Consider the following 18008-nt stretch of genomic DNA (forward strand, 5'->3'; position numbering starts at 1 on the left):
CGGGAACCCAGTCCGGCTAACCGGACTGGAATTGAAAGAGATTCTTTTGTGATGAAGAATAACAAGGGTGGCACCGCGGTCCATTCGTCCCTGTTTTAAAATTGGGACGAGTGGACTTTTTTATTATTTATTTATCTGGAAAAGGAGTGTTCGTTATGTCTGTTATTTTTTCCGGCATACAGCCGAGTGGCTCGCTTACACTAGGGAACTATTTAGGCGCGCTGAATCATTTTGTCAAATACCAGGAAGAGGATGACTGCTTTTTCTGCATCGTGGATGAACATGCGATCACCGTACCGCAGGACCGGCTAAAGCTTCGCGAAAACATCCGCAGTCTTGCTGCACTTTACATTGCATCAGGCATCGATCCCGAAAAGTCCACACTGTTCATCCAATCGGATGTCCCGGCCCATACCCAGCTGGGATGGATGCTCCAGTGTGTCACCTATATCGGCGAACTTCATCGCATGACGCAGTTCAAAGATAAATCGGCCGGCAAAGAAGCCGTGTCTGCCGGCTTGCTCACTTACCCGCCGCTTATGGCCGCCGATATCCTGCTTTACAATACGGATATCGTCCCGGTCGGTGATGACCAGAAACAGCATCTTGAGCTGACGAGAGATATTGCGGACCGTTTCAACCGGAAATATAATGATATCTTCACAATCCCTGAACCGCAAATCGCTAAAGTGGGGGCCCGCATCATGTCTCTGGTCAATCCGGAGAAAAAAATGAGCAAATCAGACGAGAATGTGAAAGCGACGATTTTCCTTCTTGATGATGAGAAGCAAATTGAGAAAAAAATTAAAAGTGCTGTAACGGACTCGGAAGGTGTCATCAAGTATGACAAAGAAAACAAACCGGGCGTTTCCAATCTGATGACAATCCTTTCGCTTTGCAGCGGCAAGTCACTTGAAGAAATCGAAACGCATTATGCAGAAAAAGGTTACGGGGAATTCAAAGCGGATGTTGCACGGGCTGTCATCGCCACATTGAAACCGATTCAGGAACGGTACTATGAAATTGTGGAATCCGCGGAACTGGACGAGATTCTCGACCGAGGTGCCGAAAAAGCGAATCGTATTGCAGGAAAGACGCTGCAAAAAGCAAAAAATGCAATGGGACTCGGCCGGAAACCAAAAAACAGGCGGTAAGCAGCAGCAGAATAACCATGCTGTACGCCTGACCGGGTTAACCGATGTTTTCAACATTCATATGCGAAACTTCGCATAAAATCCCAGTCTTTCACGCCCGCGGACGGACCTGTTTCATCACGCCAAACCAGGGTTCTCTTACTGAACAGACAGAGCCTGTTACTTAGTGCTCTATTAGTTAAAACTCAAATATAAAAAGGAGCAGTTACGCTGCTCCTTTATTATTCTTAAAAGAAAAAATCAATTCACTTTTTCACGCATTTCCAGTTCCCAGAGCTGTTCGAAAAAAGGCTGCCCTTTAATCATCCGCTCACACAGATGTTCATGATGTTCGCTCCAGCCGTTCTTCACCTCACTGTAAAGGCTCTCCCAAACTTCCCTGTGTCTCATACCCTGAGTTTCCCTGTACTTGGCCGGGTTCCATTCTGTGTACCAGTAACGGAGTTCGGCAATATTCGTCGTAGAACAAAGCTGGTCCAAAGCCATGAATAGCAACTGTTTCAGCTGACGCTCCTTTCTTGTAAGACCTGTCATCAACTTAGGGTCAGGTGACAGAATGTGATGTTCCTTGTTTTCTGGTTCCTGTGGGTCATACCTATATGCCGCAGTCTCTTTGTCTTCAATCATTTCATATACCAGCTGTTCCTGGCGGGGGATAAGCCTGCTCTTCCTGATCGGCATCCTGTACCCGAGTGTATCAACCGCCAAAATTCGTTGACCGTCCGTAGCAACAAAGCAGTAGTCGAGCTGAATTCGCTGATGGTTTTTTCGCACAAAGCTCTTCTGGTAAATTTCGTCCAAAAGCTGGTCAGGGAGTTCGGACAGGGAATTTTCAATATAGTGGAACAGCTGTGGTTCCAGTTTGAATAACGGAACTTGATCAAGCAGTTCCACACCGTCATCTTTCCGCCATTCATGGAATTCACAAACATTGTATCCATTTTCTTCGCCTTCGAACCAATTCACCCATACATCATGCAGATACAACATCATTACCCCTCACTTCATAGCTATTTGCAAACAGTATGGACATCAGGGGTAAAAAATATTCCATTTTTAACAGGAAAATCCATGCACCCTCAATCTAACGGCATGTAGATGCTTAAAACGATCAGCAGCATTCCTGCACCAAGGAAATAAGTTTCAATCTGCCTGCTTATGAAGTCGAGGTATTCAATGAAGCCGTGGCCAGCTGTTAGCAGGTTCAAATAAGCGATAGCGGTAATGCCGCCTGCTACCGACAGCCCGAAACCGATCAAGAATATAAACAGCCTTACAATCATCGCCCGTCCCATCCCCCGTTCCTTCCTTAGTTTCCCGGAGTTTGTACATTATATGAGACAGGCCTCCCCCATATACCATTATGGACAAATCAGCCGGCCCGGTGACTGGGCACGGCATGAATGAAATGATGAGGTTTACGCGTCAATAAAAACTCTGCTCTTATTCCTTTGTACTGCGGTAGGAGAATGCTGAGTCAGCCAGCACGGCTTCAGCTGGAGCCGAAATGAGCGATTCTGTATCCATGCTGCCTTGTTTTTCATGCCAGCTGTCCACGATATGCCAGCCGCAATTGTATCCCAGCCATTTCGGGAGCATTCCTCCACCGTATAAGAGTTTGTCATGAACCGGCTGGTACTTGGTGACCTGGAGCCTGGAAGAGAGATACTTGGTAAATAAGCTTTTGGCCTTGCTGAGCGGATAAATCGAAGTCCATATAGCCAGGCTGCCGGCATCAGTCCGCATTTCCGCCGCTTTTTCTGCGAGCCCTTCCATGATGATAGAATCGAGCAAGGTCATCTCTTTTTCGGGACGGTTCAGTTTTCGAGCACGGCACACATGATGATACTCATGGGTAAGAAGAGCCTTCAATTCTTTTTCTTTCAGATCGGGCGGAACAAATAAAAACAGCTTGTCAGCAAAGGCAAGGCCGGCTTTTCCGTTAAATGCCTTCACGAGCTGCGGATTGTTCAGGTCAGATGGAAGTAAAAATACCGGAACGTCCGGTCCTTTCCATTCTTGCCGCAATTCTTCGAATTGGCGGTTGGCTTTCCGATGCAGTCCGCTTTTTTCTGCCCTGGACAAAAACCCGGCTGCGGAATCTGCAGGCTGACTGAGTCCTGCCGAGAGCAGGTGATTATGGATTTCGTATTCGGAGGCTCCCGGAAAATAAGCTTTCAAAGGCCGGCAAACCACCTTCTCCTGTTCGTAGAAAAGGGATTTTTTCTCAGATGTCTGCTGGCTTTTGGCGTATTGTTCAAGCCAGGAAAATGTATCAATGACCGGCATGCTCACACATCCTTTTATTGTTTTTCTCTTTTTTTACAATATGCCTGCTCGAATCACCACGTGAGGATGCCGTTCTGCGAATCTTATTGGACTCGCATTTATCACCGGCATTGGATTCTTGTACAGGTTGTGGATGGCCTTCGCAGACTATTTCATCCCCCAGGAGTGGCGGATGATTAGATTGCAGATGTTTATCGTGAGTCAGCGGCGATAATTTATTTGCTGTAATAGATCAAATTTTTGTGTGAAAGACGGAACGCTGTATGCCTGTGTTCAGGTTTTGATCCATTCAATGGTTTCTTTCACGCCCAACCGGGTCCCCGTGCCGCCCGGGCACGCACTTACAAATGCACCCATCCTCTTGTCCTGGATTCTTTCGGATATCACACGCTTACGCTCTTCCCAAAATTCCTTCTTCAGGAAAAAAGCAAGGAGGTTTCGAGAAGTCTCGTGCCTTCCGACCCGAATTTTGCTGCGAAAGCCAACATTCAATCATAACAAGCTTAAATTAAAAAGCCCCGGCTTCACGCCGGGGCTTTCCATTGTTTAATCGTTATACTTTTTAAAAACAAGGGTGGCATTATGACCCCCGAAACCGAGAGAATTGCTCAAAGCAGCCTGAACAGTCTGTTTACGGGCTTCATTAGGTACGTAATCCAGATCGCATTCAGGATCGGCCGTTTTATAATTGATTGTCGGCGGTATGATATCTTCCTGGATTGACTTAATTGAAAAAATCGCTTCAACCGCACCGGCCGCGCCAAGCAAATGACCTGTCATCGATTTCGTAGAGCTCACTGTCATTTTGTATGCATGATCGCCAAACACTTCTTTAATGGCAGCCGTTTCATACTTGTCATTATACGGTGTGCTTGTACCATGTGCGTTCATGTACGAGATTTCTTCAGGCTTCAGGCCGGAATCTGCAATCGCCTGGCGCATCGCCCGAACGCCGCCTTCCCCGCCTGGTGCCGGTTCGGTTATATGATGGGCATCTGCTGTTGAGCCGTAACCGACGATTTCAGCATAGATTTTCGCCCCGCGCTTTTTTGCCGACTCAAGAGATTCAAGAATCAGGATGCCTGCCCCTTCCCCCATGACAAATCCGTCACGATCCGCATCAAACGGCCGGCTTGCACTTTCAGGATCCGGATTCGTCGATAAGGCCGTCATCCGGCCAAAGCCGGCAAATGCCATGTTGGATAGCGGGGCCTCGGCACCGCCTGTCACCATTACATCCGCATCGCCGCGCTGAATCACTTTAAACGCATCCCCGATCGAATTGGTGCCTGTCGCACAGGCCGTCACTGTACATGAGTTGATTCCTTTTGCCCCAAGTGCGATGGAAACCTGTCCGGCGGCCATATCGGGAATCATCATCGGCACAAAGAATGGGCTGACGCGCCGCGCCCCTTTTTTCAAGAATGTTGCATGCTGCTCTTCCCATGTTTCCATTCCGCCGATCCCCGAACCGATCCACACACCGGTCCTTTCGGCAAGTTCACCTGAAATGTCAAGGTTGGCATCTTTTACTGCCATCAAGGAAGCGGCGAGGGCGAAGTGGGTGAAACGGTCCATCCGCCGCGCACTCTTCCGGTCAATATAGTCCTCAATATCGAAGTCATTGATTTCTGCAGCCACTTTGGAACTGAACTGCTCTTTGTCAACCCTCGTAAGTTCACCTACTCCGTTGACTCCTTTAATTGCATTTTGCCAGGAAGCTTCAGCGTCCAGGCCGAGCGGTGTAACAGCTCCAAGGCCTGTTACGACTACACGCCTTTTTTCCATTGAATCAGCACCCCTTTGTCATCAGTTGAAAATTCGTCCCTATCTTTTCCATCATATGTTAACGTTTTGATTACAGCTTTATTGGACTGCGGCCGAACGGGAAAACTGCCCGGCAGCATAATCATCATCGGCCCCAGCGCAGGGCCACGGCTCCCCATGTAAGGCCTCCGCCAAAACCGACCATTACAACAAGATCATCATCTTTGATTTTACCATTCTCGAGTTCTTCAACCATAGCAATTGGAATGGAAGAAGCCGAAGTATTTCCGTACTTGTCTATCGTAACAGACATTTTCTCGATTGGAAGTTCAAGCCTCTGCCTTGCCGCCTCCATGATCCTAATGTTTGCCTGGTGAGGAACAAGAAAGTCGACATCTTCTTTACTCAAACCGGCTTTTTCAAGAACATTGACAGCAGATTCCCCCATCTGCCTGACCGCGAACTTAAATACTTCCCGGCCGTTCATTATGATGTATTCATCCTGATACAAGTGTTTCGCTCCCGATCCATCTGACCCGAGCTCAAATGCCAGAATACCGCGGCCATCGGATACAGGCCCGATAACAGCCGCGCCAGCGCCATCCCCGAACAGAACGGCTGTATTTCGGTCATTCCAGTCGGTGATTTTCGAAAGTTTTTCCACACCGATGACCAGAACATTGCGATATACTCCGCCTTCGATGAATTGTTTGGCTGTAGCCATTCCGTACATGAACCCGGCACAGGCAGCACTTACATCCATCGCCACTGCGTTGACGGCGCCGATCCGGTCTTGCACCAGGCATGCAACAGAAGGAAACGGGTGGTCAGGCGTAACCGTCGCCACCAGAACCATATCGATCTCTTCAGCTGCGATTCCCGCCGACTTTATCGCATCCCGGGCTGCCGCTTCAGCCATATCAGATGTATCCGTATTTTCATCGGCAATACGCCGTTCTTTGATTCCTGTCCGTGTTCTCACCCACTCATCTGATGTATCTACGATCTTTTCCAGATCCTCATTGGTCACAATGCGGGGCGGCAAATACCTCCCCAACCCCAATATGCCGGCATTCATATAAGCATCTCCTTTTCACGGGTTTATATCAATTATTATGACTTGGTACTAATATTATATGATATCTTTTCATTTGTCTATATATCTTAAAGAAACCGGGCAGGCTTCATAAAAGGGTTTCTTGAATGACCAGATTGAATACATCCGGTTTTTTCTGAAGATTGACCGGGTATACTGAATATAACTGAAGTGCAGCTTTAAAATAGATTGCCTTTCCTTTTCTAAACGATCGGATACTGATAAGGGGGGATAAACTCATGCACTGGAAAATGTGGCTCATTCCAGCTGCAGTGTTGATAGGGGCAATAATAATCGGAAGCTACGGATTATTTCTATTAACCGTCATTTTGACAGCAGTTCTGGCAGTGAGCGAATTTTATAATTATAGACGCAGAAAAAAAACCGGACCTTCCTCCTGAAGGTCCGGTTTTCATATAGGTTATTGTTGATTTATGTTACGGTGCCGCTGCCGGTCACTCGGCCTCTTCGGCATCACGGCAGCCCAGTTCATACGCTTCATCCATAACCTGAAGAAGCATTTCAAGCATCGGCTGCAAATCATCCATATTCATTTCAATTCCTTTTTCGTCCATCATCTCTTTCGCGTTCGGCAAGTATTTCATCGCAATCTGCATAAACATCATGTTGCGTTCCTGATTCATCGGGCATCCTCCTTTAAATTTTTTGCGGTCCGTCTGTTATTATATCACTGGTTCGGAAGGGAGCCTGTTTCTTTATAAACAGAAACAGCCGCTTCTACTTTCTTTTTCAATTGTCGGGGTACAAGCGGACTGTACCGCCCCATCGCGATCGCTTCTTCCTGGAAATCGTAATACAAGTTGCCTGATTTGAGGTTTCCTTCATTAAAATCGCGGGCGACTGACTCATAAATGCCGACAACATTTTGGACAGTAGACGTCAATACGGTGTTTTTGCCGAGGTCAGCCTGGTCTGATACATAGCCAATGGCATAAAGCCCTTCTTCTTTCAATCGCTCGATTACTGGTACATTGAATGCATCGCCGGCAGGGTAAACTACATCCACGCCGCTGTCGATCATTTCATTGACCATCTTGACAGCAATTTCCTTATCATCCCATGACTGTGTAAAGCGGATCGATACATCCGCTTCACTGTTTTCATAGAGTACACCTTCAAAAAAGCCGTTCACTTCTGGCTGCCATTCGTAAGCCGCGATGACACCTATCTTGTTTGTCTCCGTCATTCCACCGGCGATAATGCCGCCAAAAAAGCCCATGGCATGTGCGCTGAAATTGACGCTCGTTATATTCTCCCCGTCTACATCGCCATTAAATACGATGAAATGGATATTCGGATGGTCCTGGTGAATGCGCTTAAAGTAGTAAGCATATTCACTGCCGTGTCCGAAAATCAAATTGACGCCCTGATTGCTGAACTCTTGAACAGCTTTCGTGACTGCTGCCTGTGAATTCATTTTTTCTTTATAATAAACTTCCGTGTCAAATGTCGATTGTATTTTCAGTAAGCCTTTATACCCTTTGCTTCCCCATACCTGGTCATTGATCGTGTCCGGAACAAGAAGCCCTACGTTTTTAAGTTTGCCCTCAGAAGACTGGCAGCCTGTCGATAACAGGGTAATTACTAGAAAAAGACTGAGAAGTTTGTACATATTCTGGCACTCCTTTATTCCGGAAAGCGGTTCAATAAGCAAAAAAATCCATTTTCGCTTCCCTTTTTCATTTTACAGTTATGTGCAATGTTTGTAAAAGACATTTTCTTTCACCTTATTCCCAGCCCACAAAAAACAGCAGGCCCCCGACATTCGGAGTACCTGCTGTCATAATATTTTTTCGTTTTCTTTAAAAAACGGCTTTATGTCAGATGCACAGGTATACTTTTTCTCCTGTACATACAATGTGAGCTTGATCGGATTGCCGCTTTCTTCCCTAAGCTTTTCAAATTGGCGGCTGTTTCCGGTTATATCATATATGTGCAGATCCGTCGCATGCCAAATTCTCACGGGATGATTTGTGACATAGTCCTCCATGCGGTAGGCAGCAATTACATTTTCCTCTACATGTTCAGATTTCACTTCATACGCCGCCGACAGGTCATGCAGCATCCGGTGAAAGAAGAGCCGATTGCTCTTTTCTTTATGAAAGTGATGCTTTAAATCGAGGCAAGGATCGATAAAGACCGCTGACCTTACCATGCGCGGGTACTTTTTCATTAATTTAAGCGCAGATAGTGCACCCATTCCGTCAGCTGCAACATGGAGGCGGTTATTTAATATATATTTTCTCAGCAACAGTTGCCAAAGGCTGTGCAAATATTCAACTGACTTTGGCGACCCCCAGTTCGGTCCGAACAAATTGGAATAAAAAACGATATAGCCTTCTTTTACAAATTCTTCGATCCAATACCTTCGGGCAAAATGCTGTGTCCACAGACTTGCCCCTTTTTCAACATAATGGTTGGCATCACCGATGACCAGGACGGCGAATCCGTTGGGCCGCTCGGGGAAATGGACCGCATTATATTGATTTTCCATCTGAAAATAATGGATTTCGCTTCCCATCGCAAATCCTCCGTCCTTAAAAGTCTCTTCTCCTCTAATGTATGTAAATAAAAAGAAATTGCCAAGAGTGAAATACCTAATCTTTTTAAGATTGCATGAAAACGTTATTTTGTTTATAGTAAAAAGGGAATCATGGTAAAATCTAAAGAAACTGATGGGATGACCAAGGGGTGAAAATCGTGCGATATTTTTGGACATTTTTCTGGTCTTTACTGCTTAGCCATATGACTGTTTATGTGGTAGGAAGCATGAACGGCACTGGGTACAGCTTTATTCAAGGGATTGTACTTGCCATTTTCTTCAGCCTGGCAGCCATTTTCCTTGGAGATGGCTTGCTCAGCGATGACACGCAATCCTAAAATAAAAAGGCCTTCATCGCCGGCCATTCCGGCAGTGAAGGCCTTTTTTCTTATGGGCGTTTTTTAATGATAATTTCTTCTCCGTCAGCATCCACAACAAGATTGTCGCCATCCTGCAAAGCCCCTTTAATCAGTTCCCGGGCCGCTTTCGTTTCAACATTCCTCTGAATGAACCGTTTCAGCGGCCTGGCCCCGTATACCGGATCATAGCCCTGTTCGGCAATGAATTCTCTTGCGGCATCTGTGATCGTCAACTTGATGCGCCTGTCTTCAAGCCGTTCGGCAAGGTCACCTGCCATTTTAACGACAATTTTTTTAATTTCATCTTTGGTCAGCGGCTTGAATAGAACCGTGTCATCAATCCGGTTCAAGAATTCCGGGCGGAACTTGCGGCGCAATTCACCGAGCACCTGTTTTCTCGTTGTCCCGCTGATTTCCCCGTCGGCTGTCAGGCCTTCAAGCAAATAGTCCGAGCCGATATTTGAAGTCATGATGATGACCGTATTTTTAAAATCAACGCGCCGTCCTTTTGAATCAGTCAATTGGCCGTCGTCAAGCATTTGCAGAAGCAGATTGAAAACATCGGGATGGGCTTTTTCCACTTCATCGAGCAAGATGACTGAATATGGCCTGCGCCTTACCGCTTCAGTCAGTTGGCCCCCTTCTTCATATCCCACATATCCTGGAGGAGCTCCGATCAGGCGGCTGACAGCATGTTTCTCCATGTACTCAGACATATCAATGCGGATCATCTGCTCTTCACTGTCGAAAAGAGTATCGGCAAGCGTACGTGCTAATTCTGTTTTACCTACACCGGTAGGGCCGAGGAACAGGAATGAGCCGATTGGCCGCTTCGGATCCTTAATGCCGGCACGGGCGCGGATGACTGCATCGCTGACGCGTTCAACTGCTTCCTCCTGTCCGATTACACGTTCATGGAGGATGTCCTCAAGCTTCAGCAGTTTTTCACGTTCCCCTTCCACAAGCCGTGATACCGGAATTCCTGTCCAGCGTGAAACGATATCGGCAATCTCCTCTTCTGATACTTCCTCCCGAAGCAGCCGGGTATCCTTCCGCTTTTGTTCAAGCTGGGCTTCTGTATCCCGCAATTGTTTTTCAAGCTGAGGAATCCTCCCGTGCCTCAGTTCGGCTGCTTTGTTCAAGTCGTATTTTTGTTCGGCGTCCTCTAATTCCCGGCGAGCTTTTTCAAGCGACTCGCGCAATTCCTGCACCATGCCGATTTCCTTTTTCTCTTCTTCCCAGCGGGCCTTCATCGCTCCCGCCTCTTCTTTCAGGTCGGCAAGTTCTTTTTGAATGGCCTGAAGACGCAACTGGCTGGCTTCATCTTTTTCCTTCGTAAGGGCAGCTTCTTCAATTTCAAGCTGCATGATTCTCCTCGTCACTTCATCAAGTTCGCTCGGCATTGAGTCGATTTCTGTACGGATCATTGCACAAGCTTCATCCACCAGGTCAATTGCTTTATCCGGCAGAAAACGGTCCGTAATATAGCGGTTGGACAGGACAGCGGCACTGACCAGGGCACTGTCATGGATGTTGACGCCGTGATGGATTTCAAAGCGTTCTTTTAATCCCCTTAAAATCGATACTGTATCTTCAACGTCCGGTTCGCTTACCTGGACCTGCTGAAAGCGGCGCTCGAGTGCCGGATCTTTTTCAATGTGCTGCCGGTATTCGTCAAGGGTGGTTGCTCCGATACAATGCAATTCCCCGCGCGCAAGCATTGGCTTGAGCATGTTGCCGGCATCCATCGCACCTTCCGATTTTCCGGCTCCGACAATCGTATGGAGTTCATCGATGAACAGCAGGATCCGGCCGTCGCTCTTTTTCACTTCCTGCAGGACAGCTTTCAGCCGTTCTTCGAATTCACCCCGGTATTTCGCACCGGCGACAAGTGCGCTCATATCGAGGGAAAACACAATTTTATCCTTTAATCCTTCCGGCACGTCCCGTCGGATGATTCGCTGTGCGAGCCCTTCGACAATTGCCGTTTTCCCGACACCGGGTTCACCGATCAGGACAGGATTGTTCTTCGTTTTCCTGGACAGGATACGGATGACCCTTCTGATTTCGCTGTCCCTGCCGATCACCGGATCGAGTTTGCCGCCCCGCGCTTCAGCAACAAGGTCGCGGCCATACTTTTTCAAAGCATCGTAGGTGACTTCCGGTGTCTGGCTTGTGACCCGCTGGTTGCCGCGCACCTCCATCATCGCTTTCAAAAGACTTTCCCGCGTAATGCCGAATTCTCTGAACAGCCGTGAAGTGCCATCATGCTCAACTGATGAGGCAGCGAGCAATAGATGTTCGACAGAAATGTATTCATCCTCAAGCTTTTTCATTTCATCTTCTGCCTGGACGAGCAATTTTTGCAAAGGGGCAGTGATATATATGTTTCCGGCCGCTGCTGCCGACCCAGATACTTGCGGCTTCTTGTCCAGAAGGGCCGAAAGCCTTTCCTCCATATTGCCGCTGCTGATGCCCATCCGTTCAAATATCCTGCCGGCCAGACCTTCTTTCTGACCGAGCAGGGCAAGAAGCAAGTGCTCTACATCCACTTGCTGATGCTCGTGCTTGATTGCCAGTGATTGTGCATCCATAACCGCTTCCTGTGACTTTTGCGTAAACTTATTCAAATCCATTTCGTGTCACTCCTTTAAGGAAATGGTGAGTTCTCACATGTTTGTTTGACCTATTTTGACCTTTATGATTCTATTATGGATGATAAGGGAGGAATTGGCAAGTCTGAAGTGCAAAGTAGTGCAAAGTGACAGGCGCCTGTCGAATGTTTGTCGAACGGACATACAAAGTGACAGGCACCTGTCGAATGGGCTGCATCAAAAAAGCAATCCGGGACGGATTGCTTTCAAGGCTTACGTTTATATGACCATTTCCGGTTATGGTTAGAGGTTTCAGGGAAGGTGTCCCCTTTACTGAGATGAACCGACTTCGGCTTTAACACCATACTGCCCGTTTCCCCGATTTCCACATATACTCCATTGTTGGGTGCTTTATCTCCCGGGTTGAATTGATGCTGCTGTCCCACGTGATCCCCTCCTTTTCCGCTCTTTACGGAATAGAATGTCCAGAAAGACGTGAAACATGCGGATCTCCCGCAGGCAGACAGCAGCAAATCAGGGGCATCATATGAATTCCCGAATTCCCGACTGTCGTTTACCACCAGAAGTATGGCAATGTTGACAGGGCAGTGATGGCAGCGAGAGGCAGGATTAGGCGCCGGAAGCCGTAGCCCGGATAATATGGATAGAATCCTCCATATGGATAAAATCCGTATCCATACCCGCCAACCCTTTCACCTGCTTCCATACCGCCAGCTTTTTCCGGAACATCAAGTGTCACCGTCTGGAAATCAACATTCACAATGATGCCATGCAGTTCGTGTCCGTTATTCATCTGCACGCGAACATAGGTGTTCATGTGTTGCTTGCATAGATCGTACATATGTCTTTCATGCATATCCATGATCAATCCCCTCCTCATCTGCAGGGTATGCGCCCATCATGAAATGGTGCTTGTGTCTTCCCGCATATCCAGCGGCTTGAAGACGAATATTTTCACATAAGTTATTTACAAAAGAGGAGCATGTATTGTTTAATGAATGAGTATGAATGTAAGGCAGTCCATTCGCAGAACTGGAGGAAGCTATTGTGGGATTAGAAAATACCTGGATTATACTAAAATATTTGTTCCTTGGAATTTTCCAGGGATTCACAGAACCGATTCCGATTTCATCAAGCGGTCACCTTGTCATTGCGCAGGAGATGCTTGGAATCGACCTTCCCGGGTTGACATTTGAAGTGCTTGTCAACTTCGCATCACTGCTTGCTGTATTGCTTATTTACCGGAAAGATTTGATCCGGCTTATCATAAACGGTTTATCCTTTATTACAACCCGCTCCGATCGGGCACGCAGTGATTTTAATTTTATTCTCTATTTGATCATCGGAACGATTCCTGCGGGAGTCATCGGTGTTTTGTTCGGTGATTATATTTCCGACAAGCTTGCCGGAATCAAAACTGTCGGCATAACGCTGCTGGTCACCGGTCTTGCATTATGGATCATCCGAAAAATGCGCGGTCACCGGCTCGATGCCGATCTTTCTTTCCTTGATGCAATCATAGTCGGCCTTGCCCAGGCAGTGGCCCTCATCCCTGGAATCAGCCGTTCAGGGGCCACAATTGTCGCGGCAATGGGTCTCGGCATGAACCAGGAAACGGCACTTCGCTTTTCTTTTTTGCTGTTCATCCCGATAAGTGTTGGTACGATGGTATTTTCCTTTTCCGATTTAATGAATACACCTGATCTTGGGAGCATGTGGGTTCCGTACACTGTAGCTTTCATTGGTTCACTTGTCGCTTCTTATTTCTCCTTAAAGTGGTTTATGAACGTAATGGCAAAAGGCAACTTGATCATTTTTGCTGTCTACTGCTTTGTCGCAGGGACAGCCGTACTGTTATTTTCATAAAAAACTAGTAGAAAAGGTGCCGATGCCCTCGGTACCTTTTTTTGTAATTACGATGCTTCAGCCAGTTTCCCGTGATATAATGAAGAATGTTATTTATAAGGATTCATTTGATTAAAAACCGCTTTCCGTACTTTCCAGCAAAAGATCCTGCTATTCATCGAACCTCCCAATTATGATTTCGCTCAGCTCGTTTTTTCTGCAAAAAGTACAGCGATTCCTTATAAATGGAATATATAACATATATGTTGGCTGGCAGTTTCGGTTAATTCCGATCCTCCTTTAAAGACCAATGTAAAGGTGGCTTTTTATGAATGAAATAACAGCAAGAAACAGCAAGTTATCGTCACAGTTGATTGATCTGCTGCAGTCTGTTAACCATACATTAGAAATTGAAAAAGGATGCTTTCTTTTTCAGGAAGGAACAGAAGCAAATGAACTCTTCATCTTGAATTCAGGACGCATCCAGGTCAGTAAGGTGAGTGCTGACGGGCGGGAGTTGACCTTCAGGCTGTGCGGGCCAGGTGATATTATCGGAGAACTTACCCTGTTTTCAGAGGGCGCGAAACATTTACTGAATGCTCGTGCACTTGAGGATGGGGAAGTGTCCGTCATTAATAAAGACGAACTTGAGGCTAAGCTGCTTGAAAACAGCGTATTGGCATTTGAATTCATGAAATGGATGAGCGAGCACTTCCGCCGCACCCAGACGAAGCTCAGGGATCTCGTGCTCCACGGCAAAAAAGGAGCGCTTTACTCAACGCTGGTCCGAATGTCGAACAGTTACGGGTATGAAAAAAAGGATGGCATCCTGATTGACTTGCCCTTCACAAACCAGGAGCTTGCCAACTTTGCAGGCACGGCACGGGAAAGTGTCAACCGCATGCTTGGCGACCTCCGTAAAAAAGGGATCATTTCCGTCAATAAAGGGAAAATTACCATCCATGATCTTCAATATATTAAAGACGAAATAAACTGTGAAGATTGTCCGGCCGACTTATGCAACATAGACTAACACAAAAGAAGCAACGGCCGTAAAGTAAACTGAATTCACAATTTCCGTTACCCCGATCTGAATCGGGGTTTTATTTTTGCCGTAATAAATGACCGCTCTGATTGCACTGAATACATAGGCAAGTGCAATAAGAGGTTCAAAAAGGAGTGCAGCGAGAATGATGCCAAGGTGATAGCCCCACGACTTCCATCGGTAGGCAGGATTTTTCTTTTCCCTGATCAGTGATTTGACAAAGAACGTGCTGCCGATGAAGAAAAGGACTGACAACCCCCACACCACAAATGCCTCCCAGGTAAACAACAGGCCGCTTCCAATATAGTAGGAAGCTGCAGCCCCGACCGACATGGAACTGATTGCTGCCGCATCATTAAAGAAGGACCGTTCCTGGTTGCGCCGTGAAAAGTGGATATTAACAAGGAAAAATGGAAGCATGAATCCGGCAAGCAGGAACAGCTTCGGATGCGAGAAAACAACAGGCAGCAAAATCGCACCTGCAGCAGCCGCATATTTCAAAAACCAGCTTCGGTAATAGGCGACCTTCTTTCCTTTAAACATCAGCAAAAGCGGGTATGTCGCCAGGTATAACGCCACCCAGCCTCCAAGCAGAGGAAGATGCCACCAGGAAGCGCCTCCCTGTGCCATCCCTATAAAAAATGGAACAAACAGCATTGCCCATGCACCATGCTGCTTCGGCATAAATAATTTCATCCTTACCACCCCGGTATGTTGATTTCATATCCATTATATATAGAAGAAACTCGGAAAAGTGTGCGATTCATCACACTATTATCGCCAAACCACATACTGTTTATGACAATATTTCGAATGGGCTCTTTATGAAGGAAGATTTGCCGTACGAAGAATTTAGGAAGGATGAGGTTTGGAGGTTGATTCTGAAACCAGACCCGGAAATATAGAAAGCACAGGAATTAAGCCCTGTGCGTGTCATTTCATGATCATCGAAACGGCACATTGGCTGAAGGCCGCTCCAGGTCTCTTTTTATCAGGTGAAAGGAAGAACTCCTCATGAAAATAAGACGAAGAATACCTGTGTAAAAAAGAAGCATAATGCCTGATATTTGGTCGATGATATTCGTTAGTATTCTAATATACCCGGTAAAGGGCCATATGACAATGAAAAAGAAGATACTGTATCCCAGAACCTGGTCGGTGAGAGCCGCATTTTCCATCAGTTGGATATCTGGGTTCAGTACGGCAAGGCTTAAAAGCCATTGGAGCACGATGTCCGCTGTCCCGTTAAGGAGCGAACCTGCAGTAGAGATACCAAGAACAATAAGTGTCAAGAGCGCTGTCTTTTCAAAAAAGTTCCTCCCGTCTTCATTGCATTGCCGGATATATGCATCATCATAATGCCAAACGATTCCCATAAATAAAATGGCGATTGCCATGTACGGCAAAACCATCCATAAAATCATACTGCCAAGATTCATTGAAGCCACCTCTTCCTGTCAAATGCTCACGGTAATATTGTACATTTCGTGAACAATAAAAGGCTGTGACAAAAGTCACAGCCAGCAGGTTTTTCTTCATAGTTTATTCATGTTTATGTGAATGGTGTAGCAAACCTTGTGAAAAAGAAATCTCTTCCACCCTTTTATGCCTTTGCTTTTTCCCGCAGCGCTTTTGGGATATACGTGCAGAACGGTTCACTTTCCAGGTAATCGCCCGTGATTGCATAAGCTCTTGAGCGTGAACCGCCGCATACCCGCCTGAATTCGCAAACTCCGCACTTCCCTTTGTACAAATCAGGATTGCGCAGCGATTTGAACAGATCCGAGTTACGGTAAATGTCAGCAAGACCCTGTTCACGGACATTACCGCCTTTGATCGGCAGCAAGCCGCTTGGATATACATCGCCAATATGGGAAATGAAAACGAAGCCGTTTCCGTCATTGACCCCCTTCGGAGCCCGGCCAAGTCCGTCAATTGTTCCTGTCATTCCGTTCAATAGCGCATTTTCATAATGGATATCACCTTTAGTGTCATGTTCTTCGCGCATCTTATTTTGAATGACGACCCGGCGGAAATGCTGGGCAGCTGTTGTTTTGATATCAAACGACACCCGCTTGCTTAACCGGTACAGCCAGTTGAACACTTTCTCGTGCTCAACAGGTGAAATCATATCTTTTTCCTGACCCCGTCCGACCGGCACAAGGAAAAACACACTCCATAGCACGGTGCCGAGTTTCTCAACGAGATCTGCCATCTCTTCAAGATAGTCGATGTTATAACGAGAAATCGTTGTATTGATCTGAACCGGAATATCAAGCTCATGCAAGTACTCAATCGACTTCATCGTCAAATCAAACGATCCGCTGAATCCCCGGAAGCTGTCATGTACTTCCGCAGTCGGTCCATCGAGGCTGAACGCCCACCTTGAAAGCCCGACTTCTTTTGCTTTTTCGATCGCTTCTTTCGTGACATTCGGTGTAGCGCTCGGTGTCATCGAAACACGGATGCCTTTTTTAATGGCATAATCGGCCAGTTCATATACGTCCTCCCTCATAAGCGGATCCCCGCCGGAAAACACAAGCATCGGATTATCCATTTCATATATCTCATCAATCATGGCTTTGCCTTCTTCAAACGACAATTCGCGAGGATCGCGCCGATACTGGGCTTCTGCCCGGCAATGAAGACACTTCAATTCACAGGCGCGTGTCAATTCCCATATCACAATAAACGGATTTTCATTATAGTCTCGAGACTTCATCGTTCATCCCTCCCATTTCGCCTTGATTATAACCCAGGCGGATTTCTGAAAAAGTGATATATGTCATAGTGTAAAGGAAGAAAGGCGGTAAACAGCACGGGTATAGTGACAATACTGTGAAGCGGGCAGGAGGATTATGCAGATAAACCCGTGCGGCGGCAGTCGGAAGGAATGAATAAGACTGGGTGGAATTAGTGAATGTTTGAGAGGGTTGAAGCTGGTTGCGGCGGTCTGGCCGGCAGCGGGGGGGAGAGATCGTGGTTGACCTGGCAGGTGCCGGTCGCCGGCGGCGCAGCACCACCGAGCCTTAGTTTGGTGTGATAACTGACTGCCAGCAGATACACCCTTTCAATATGCGGCGTGAAAACCATGGTATACGGCGCGAAAGCTGACTTCCGGCAGGACATCCTTCCATTTGCGGCACGAAAATCCAAGGTATGGCGTGAAACCTGCCAGTTATGGCGCGAAAGGAAGGCTTTGGCGTGAAACTACTCCTCTTCGGCGCGTAACAAACGGAAAAAGGCGTGAATCCCGACGGATTCGGCGGGAAAAT

19 protein-coding genes and 1 other annotated feature (1 of these 20 running past the window's edge) are annotated in these 18008 nt (G+C 46.9%); of the genes, 4 read left to right on the top strand and 15 right to left on the bottom strand.

The genetic code is table 11. The annotated features are described in order from the left end of the window. Positions 1-95 (top strand) — a binding site (T-box leader); it begins 148 nt to the left of the window's first position. A gap of 60 nt (positions 96-155) precedes the next feature. Continuing rightward, positions 156-1154 carry a tryptophan--tRNA ligase gene (trpS, locus tag A4U59_RS03475; RefSeq protein ID WP_070119767.1) on the top strand — a complete coding sequence of 333 codons (999 nt, stop codon included), beginning with the start codon at positions 156-158 and terminating at the stop codon, positions 1152-1154. A gap of 240 nt (positions 1155-1394) precedes the next feature. On the opposite strand, the gene A4U59_RS03480 is transcribed toward trpS, so the two are convergent. The 9 genes from A4U59_RS03480 to A4U59_RS03520 form a co-directional block, all read right to left on the bottom strand. Continuing rightward, positions 1395-2144, bottom strand: coding sequence for a YjbA family protein (locus A4U59_RS03480; protein ID WP_070119768.1), 750 nt, complete (start codon positions 2142-2144; stop codon positions 1395-1397). Between the two features lie 89 nt (positions 2145-2233). Continuing rightward, positions 2234-2437 carry a YuzI family membrane protein gene (locus tag A4U59_RS03485; protein WP_211274897.1) on the bottom strand — a complete coding sequence of 68 codons (204 nt, stop codon included), beginning with the start codon at positions 2435-2437 and terminating at the stop codon, positions 2234-2236. 160 nt (positions 2438-2597) lie between these two features. Continuing rightward, positions 2598-3443, bottom strand: a complete 846-nt coding sequence (locus A4U59_RS03490) for a DUF2268 domain-containing putative Zn-dependent protease (protein WP_070119769.1) — start codon at positions 3441-3443, stop codon at positions 2598-2600. A gap of 546 nt (positions 3444-3989) precedes the next feature. After that, entirely contained in the window at positions 3990-5231 is a 1242-nt protein-coding gene (gene fabF / locus A4U59_RS03500; protein ID WP_070119771.1) for a beta-ketoacyl-ACP synthase II, read from the bottom strand. Beyond that, positions 5213-5389 (bottom strand): hypothetical protein, encoded by a 177-nt coding sequence (locus A4U59_RS21270; protein WP_157888128.1) that lies wholly within the window; start codon positions 5387-5389, stop codon positions 5213-5215. Before A4U59_RS21270 ends, fabF begins: the two co-directional genes overlap by 19 nt. Next, entirely contained in the window at positions 5356-6288 is a 933-nt protein-coding gene (locus tag A4U59_RS03505; RefSeq protein ID WP_070119772.1) for a beta-ketoacyl-ACP synthase III, read from the bottom strand. The genes A4U59_RS21270 and A4U59_RS03505 overlap by 34 nt, the downstream gene beginning before the upstream one ends. A 473-nt stretch (positions 6289-6761) precedes the next feature. Then, on the bottom strand, positions 6762-6950 hold the full coding sequence (locus A4U59_RS03510) for a ComZ family protein (RefSeq protein WP_070119773.1): 189 nt from the start codon (positions 6948-6950) through the stop codon (positions 6762-6764). 44 nt (positions 6951-6994) lie between these two features. Further along, positions 6995-7939, bottom strand: a complete 945-nt coding sequence (locus A4U59_RS03515) for a BMP family ABC transporter substrate-binding protein (protein WP_070119774.1) — start codon at positions 7937-7939, stop codon at positions 6995-6997. 168 nt (positions 7940-8107) lie between these two features. Next, positions 8108-8848, bottom strand: a complete 741-nt coding sequence (locus tag A4U59_RS03520) for an alpha/beta hydrolase (RefSeq protein WP_070119775.1) — start codon at positions 8846-8848, stop codon at positions 8108-8110. A 179-nt stretch (positions 8849-9027) separates the two neighbouring features. On the opposite strand from A4U59_RS03520, the gene A4U59_RS20765 reads away from it, so the two are divergent. Continuing rightward, positions 9028-9207: a YjzD family protein gene (locus tag A4U59_RS20765; protein ID WP_083270632.1), complete on the top strand. Its 180-nt coding sequence runs from the start codon at positions 9028-9030 to the stop codon at positions 9205-9207. A 50-nt stretch (positions 9208-9257) separates the two neighbouring features. On the opposite strand, the gene clpB is transcribed toward A4U59_RS20765, so the two are convergent. From clpB to A4U59_RS03535, 3 genes are all read right to left on the bottom strand, one after another. Further along, on the bottom strand, positions 9258-11864 hold the full coding sequence (gene clpB, locus A4U59_RS03525) for an ATP-dependent chaperone ClpB (protein WP_070119776.1): 2607 nt from the start codon (positions 11862-11864) through the stop codon (positions 9258-9260). Positions 11865-12088: 224 nt separating this feature from the next. Then, positions 12089-12268, bottom strand: coding sequence for a YjzC family protein (locus tag A4U59_RS03530; protein WP_070119777.1), 180 nt, complete (start codon positions 12266-12268; stop codon positions 12089-12091). 128 nt (positions 12269-12396) lie between these two features. Further along, positions 12397-12705 (bottom strand): hypothetical protein, encoded by a 309-nt coding sequence (locus A4U59_RS03535; protein ID WP_245680486.1) that lies wholly within the window; start codon positions 12703-12705, stop codon positions 12397-12399. Positions 12706-12890: 185 nt separating this feature from the next. Here A4U59_RS03535 and A4U59_RS03540 point away from each other — a divergent pair, with 185 nt between their 5' ends. Together A4U59_RS03540 and A4U59_RS03545 are read left to right on the top strand one after the other, a co-directional pair. After that, positions 12891-13709, top strand: a complete 819-nt coding sequence (locus A4U59_RS03540; protein WP_070119778.1) for an undecaprenyl-diphosphate phosphatase — start codon at positions 12891-12893, stop codon at positions 13707-13709. Positions 13710-14016: 307 nt separating this feature from the next. Then, a complete protein-coding gene (locus tag A4U59_RS03545) occupies positions 14017-14721 on the top strand; it encodes a Crp/Fnr family transcriptional regulator (protein ID WP_070119779.1) in 705 nt (234 codons plus the stop codon). On the opposite strand, the gene A4U59_RS03550 is transcribed toward A4U59_RS03545, so the two are convergent. From A4U59_RS03550 to A4U59_RS03560, 3 genes are all read right to left on the bottom strand, one after another. Continuing rightward, on the bottom strand, positions 14704-15429 hold the full coding sequence (locus A4U59_RS03550) for a YwiC-like family protein (RefSeq protein WP_070119780.1): 726 nt from the start codon (positions 15427-15429) through the stop codon (positions 14704-14706). The genes A4U59_RS03545 and A4U59_RS03550 overlap by 18 nt on opposite strands. 248 nt (positions 15430-15677) lie before the next feature. Next, the gene (locus A4U59_RS03555; protein WP_070119781.1) at positions 15678-16172 is read right to left on the bottom strand and encodes a respiratory nitrate reductase subunit gamma; all 495 of its coding nucleotides are present in this window, start codon (positions 16170-16172) and stop codon (positions 15678-15680) included. Positions 16173-16336: 164 nt separating this feature from the next. Continuing rightward, positions 16337-17455, bottom strand: a complete 1119-nt coding sequence (locus A4U59_RS03560) for a TIGR04053 family radical SAM/SPASM domain-containing protein (protein WP_070119782.1) — start codon at positions 17453-17455, stop codon at positions 16337-16339. Positions 17456-18008: the final 553 nt, after the last annotated feature.

Source organism: Bacillus marinisedimentorum (genome assembly GCF_001644195.2).
Classification (GTDB): domain Bacteria; phylum Bacillota; class Bacilli; order Bacillales; family Bacillaceae_O; genus Bacillus_BL; species Bacillus_BL marinisedimentorum.

Bases quoted from the DNA above. Each gene is read 5' to 3' on its own strand.
- A4U59_RS03510 (WP_070119773.1), bottom strand. From the start codon at position 6,950: ATGAATCAGGAACGCAACATGATGTTTATGCAGATTGCGATGAAATAC.
- A4U59_RS03545 (WP_070119779.1), top strand. From the start codon at position 14,017: ATGAATGAAATAACAGCAAGAAACAGCAAGTTATCGTCACAGTTGATT.
- A4U59_RS03520 (WP_070119775.1), bottom strand. From the start codon at position 8,848: ATGGGAAGCGAAATCCATTATTTTCAGATGGAAAATCAATATAATGCG.
- A4U59_RS03560 (WP_070119782.1), bottom strand. From the start codon at position 17,455: ATGAAGTCTCGAGACTATAATGAAAATCCGTTTATTGTGATATGGGAA.
- clpB (WP_070119776.1), bottom strand. From the start codon at position 11,864: ATGGATTTGAATAAGTTTACGCAAAAGTCACAGGAAGCGGTTATGGAT.
- fabF (WP_070119771.1), bottom strand. From the start codon at position 5,231: ATGGAAAAAAGGCGTGTAGTCGTAACAGGCCTTGGAGCTGTTACACCG.
- A4U59_RS03535 (WP_245680486.1), bottom strand. From the start codon at position 12,705: ATGGATATGCATGAAAGACATATGTACGATCTATGCAAGCAACACATG.
- A4U59_RS03480 (WP_070119768.1), bottom strand. From the start codon at position 2,144: ATGTTGTATCTGCATGATGTATGGGTGAATTGGTTCGAAGGCGAAGAA.
- trpS (WP_070119767.1), top strand. From the start codon at position 156: ATGTCTGTTATTTTTTCCGGCATACAGCCGAGTGGCTCGCTTACACTA.
- A4U59_RS03490 (WP_070119769.1), bottom strand. From the start codon at position 3,443: ATGCCGGTCATTGATACATTTTCCTGGCTTGAACAATACGCCAAAAGC.
- A4U59_RS03515 (WP_070119774.1), bottom strand. From the start codon at position 7,939: ATGTACAAACTTCTCAGTCTTTTTCTAGTAATTACCCTGTTATCGACA.
- A4U59_RS03485 (WP_211274897.1), bottom strand. From the start codon at position 2,437: ATGATTGTAAGGCTGTTTATATTCTTGATCGGTTTCGGGCTGTCGGTA.
- A4U59_RS21270 (WP_157888128.1), bottom strand. From the start codon at position 5,389: ATGGGGAGCCGTGGCCCTGCGCTGGGGCCGATGATGATTATGCTGCCG.
- A4U59_RS03550 (WP_070119780.1), bottom strand. From the start codon at position 15,429: ATGAAATTATTTATGCCGAAGCAGCATGGTGCATGGGCAATGCTGTTT.
- A4U59_RS03555 (WP_070119781.1), bottom strand. From the start codon at position 16,172: ATGAATCTTGGCAGTATGATTTTATGGATGGTTTTGCCGTACATGGCA.
- A4U59_RS03505 (WP_070119772.1), bottom strand. From the start codon at position 6,288: ATGAATGCCGGCATATTGGGGTTGGGGAGGTATTTGCCGCCCCGCATT.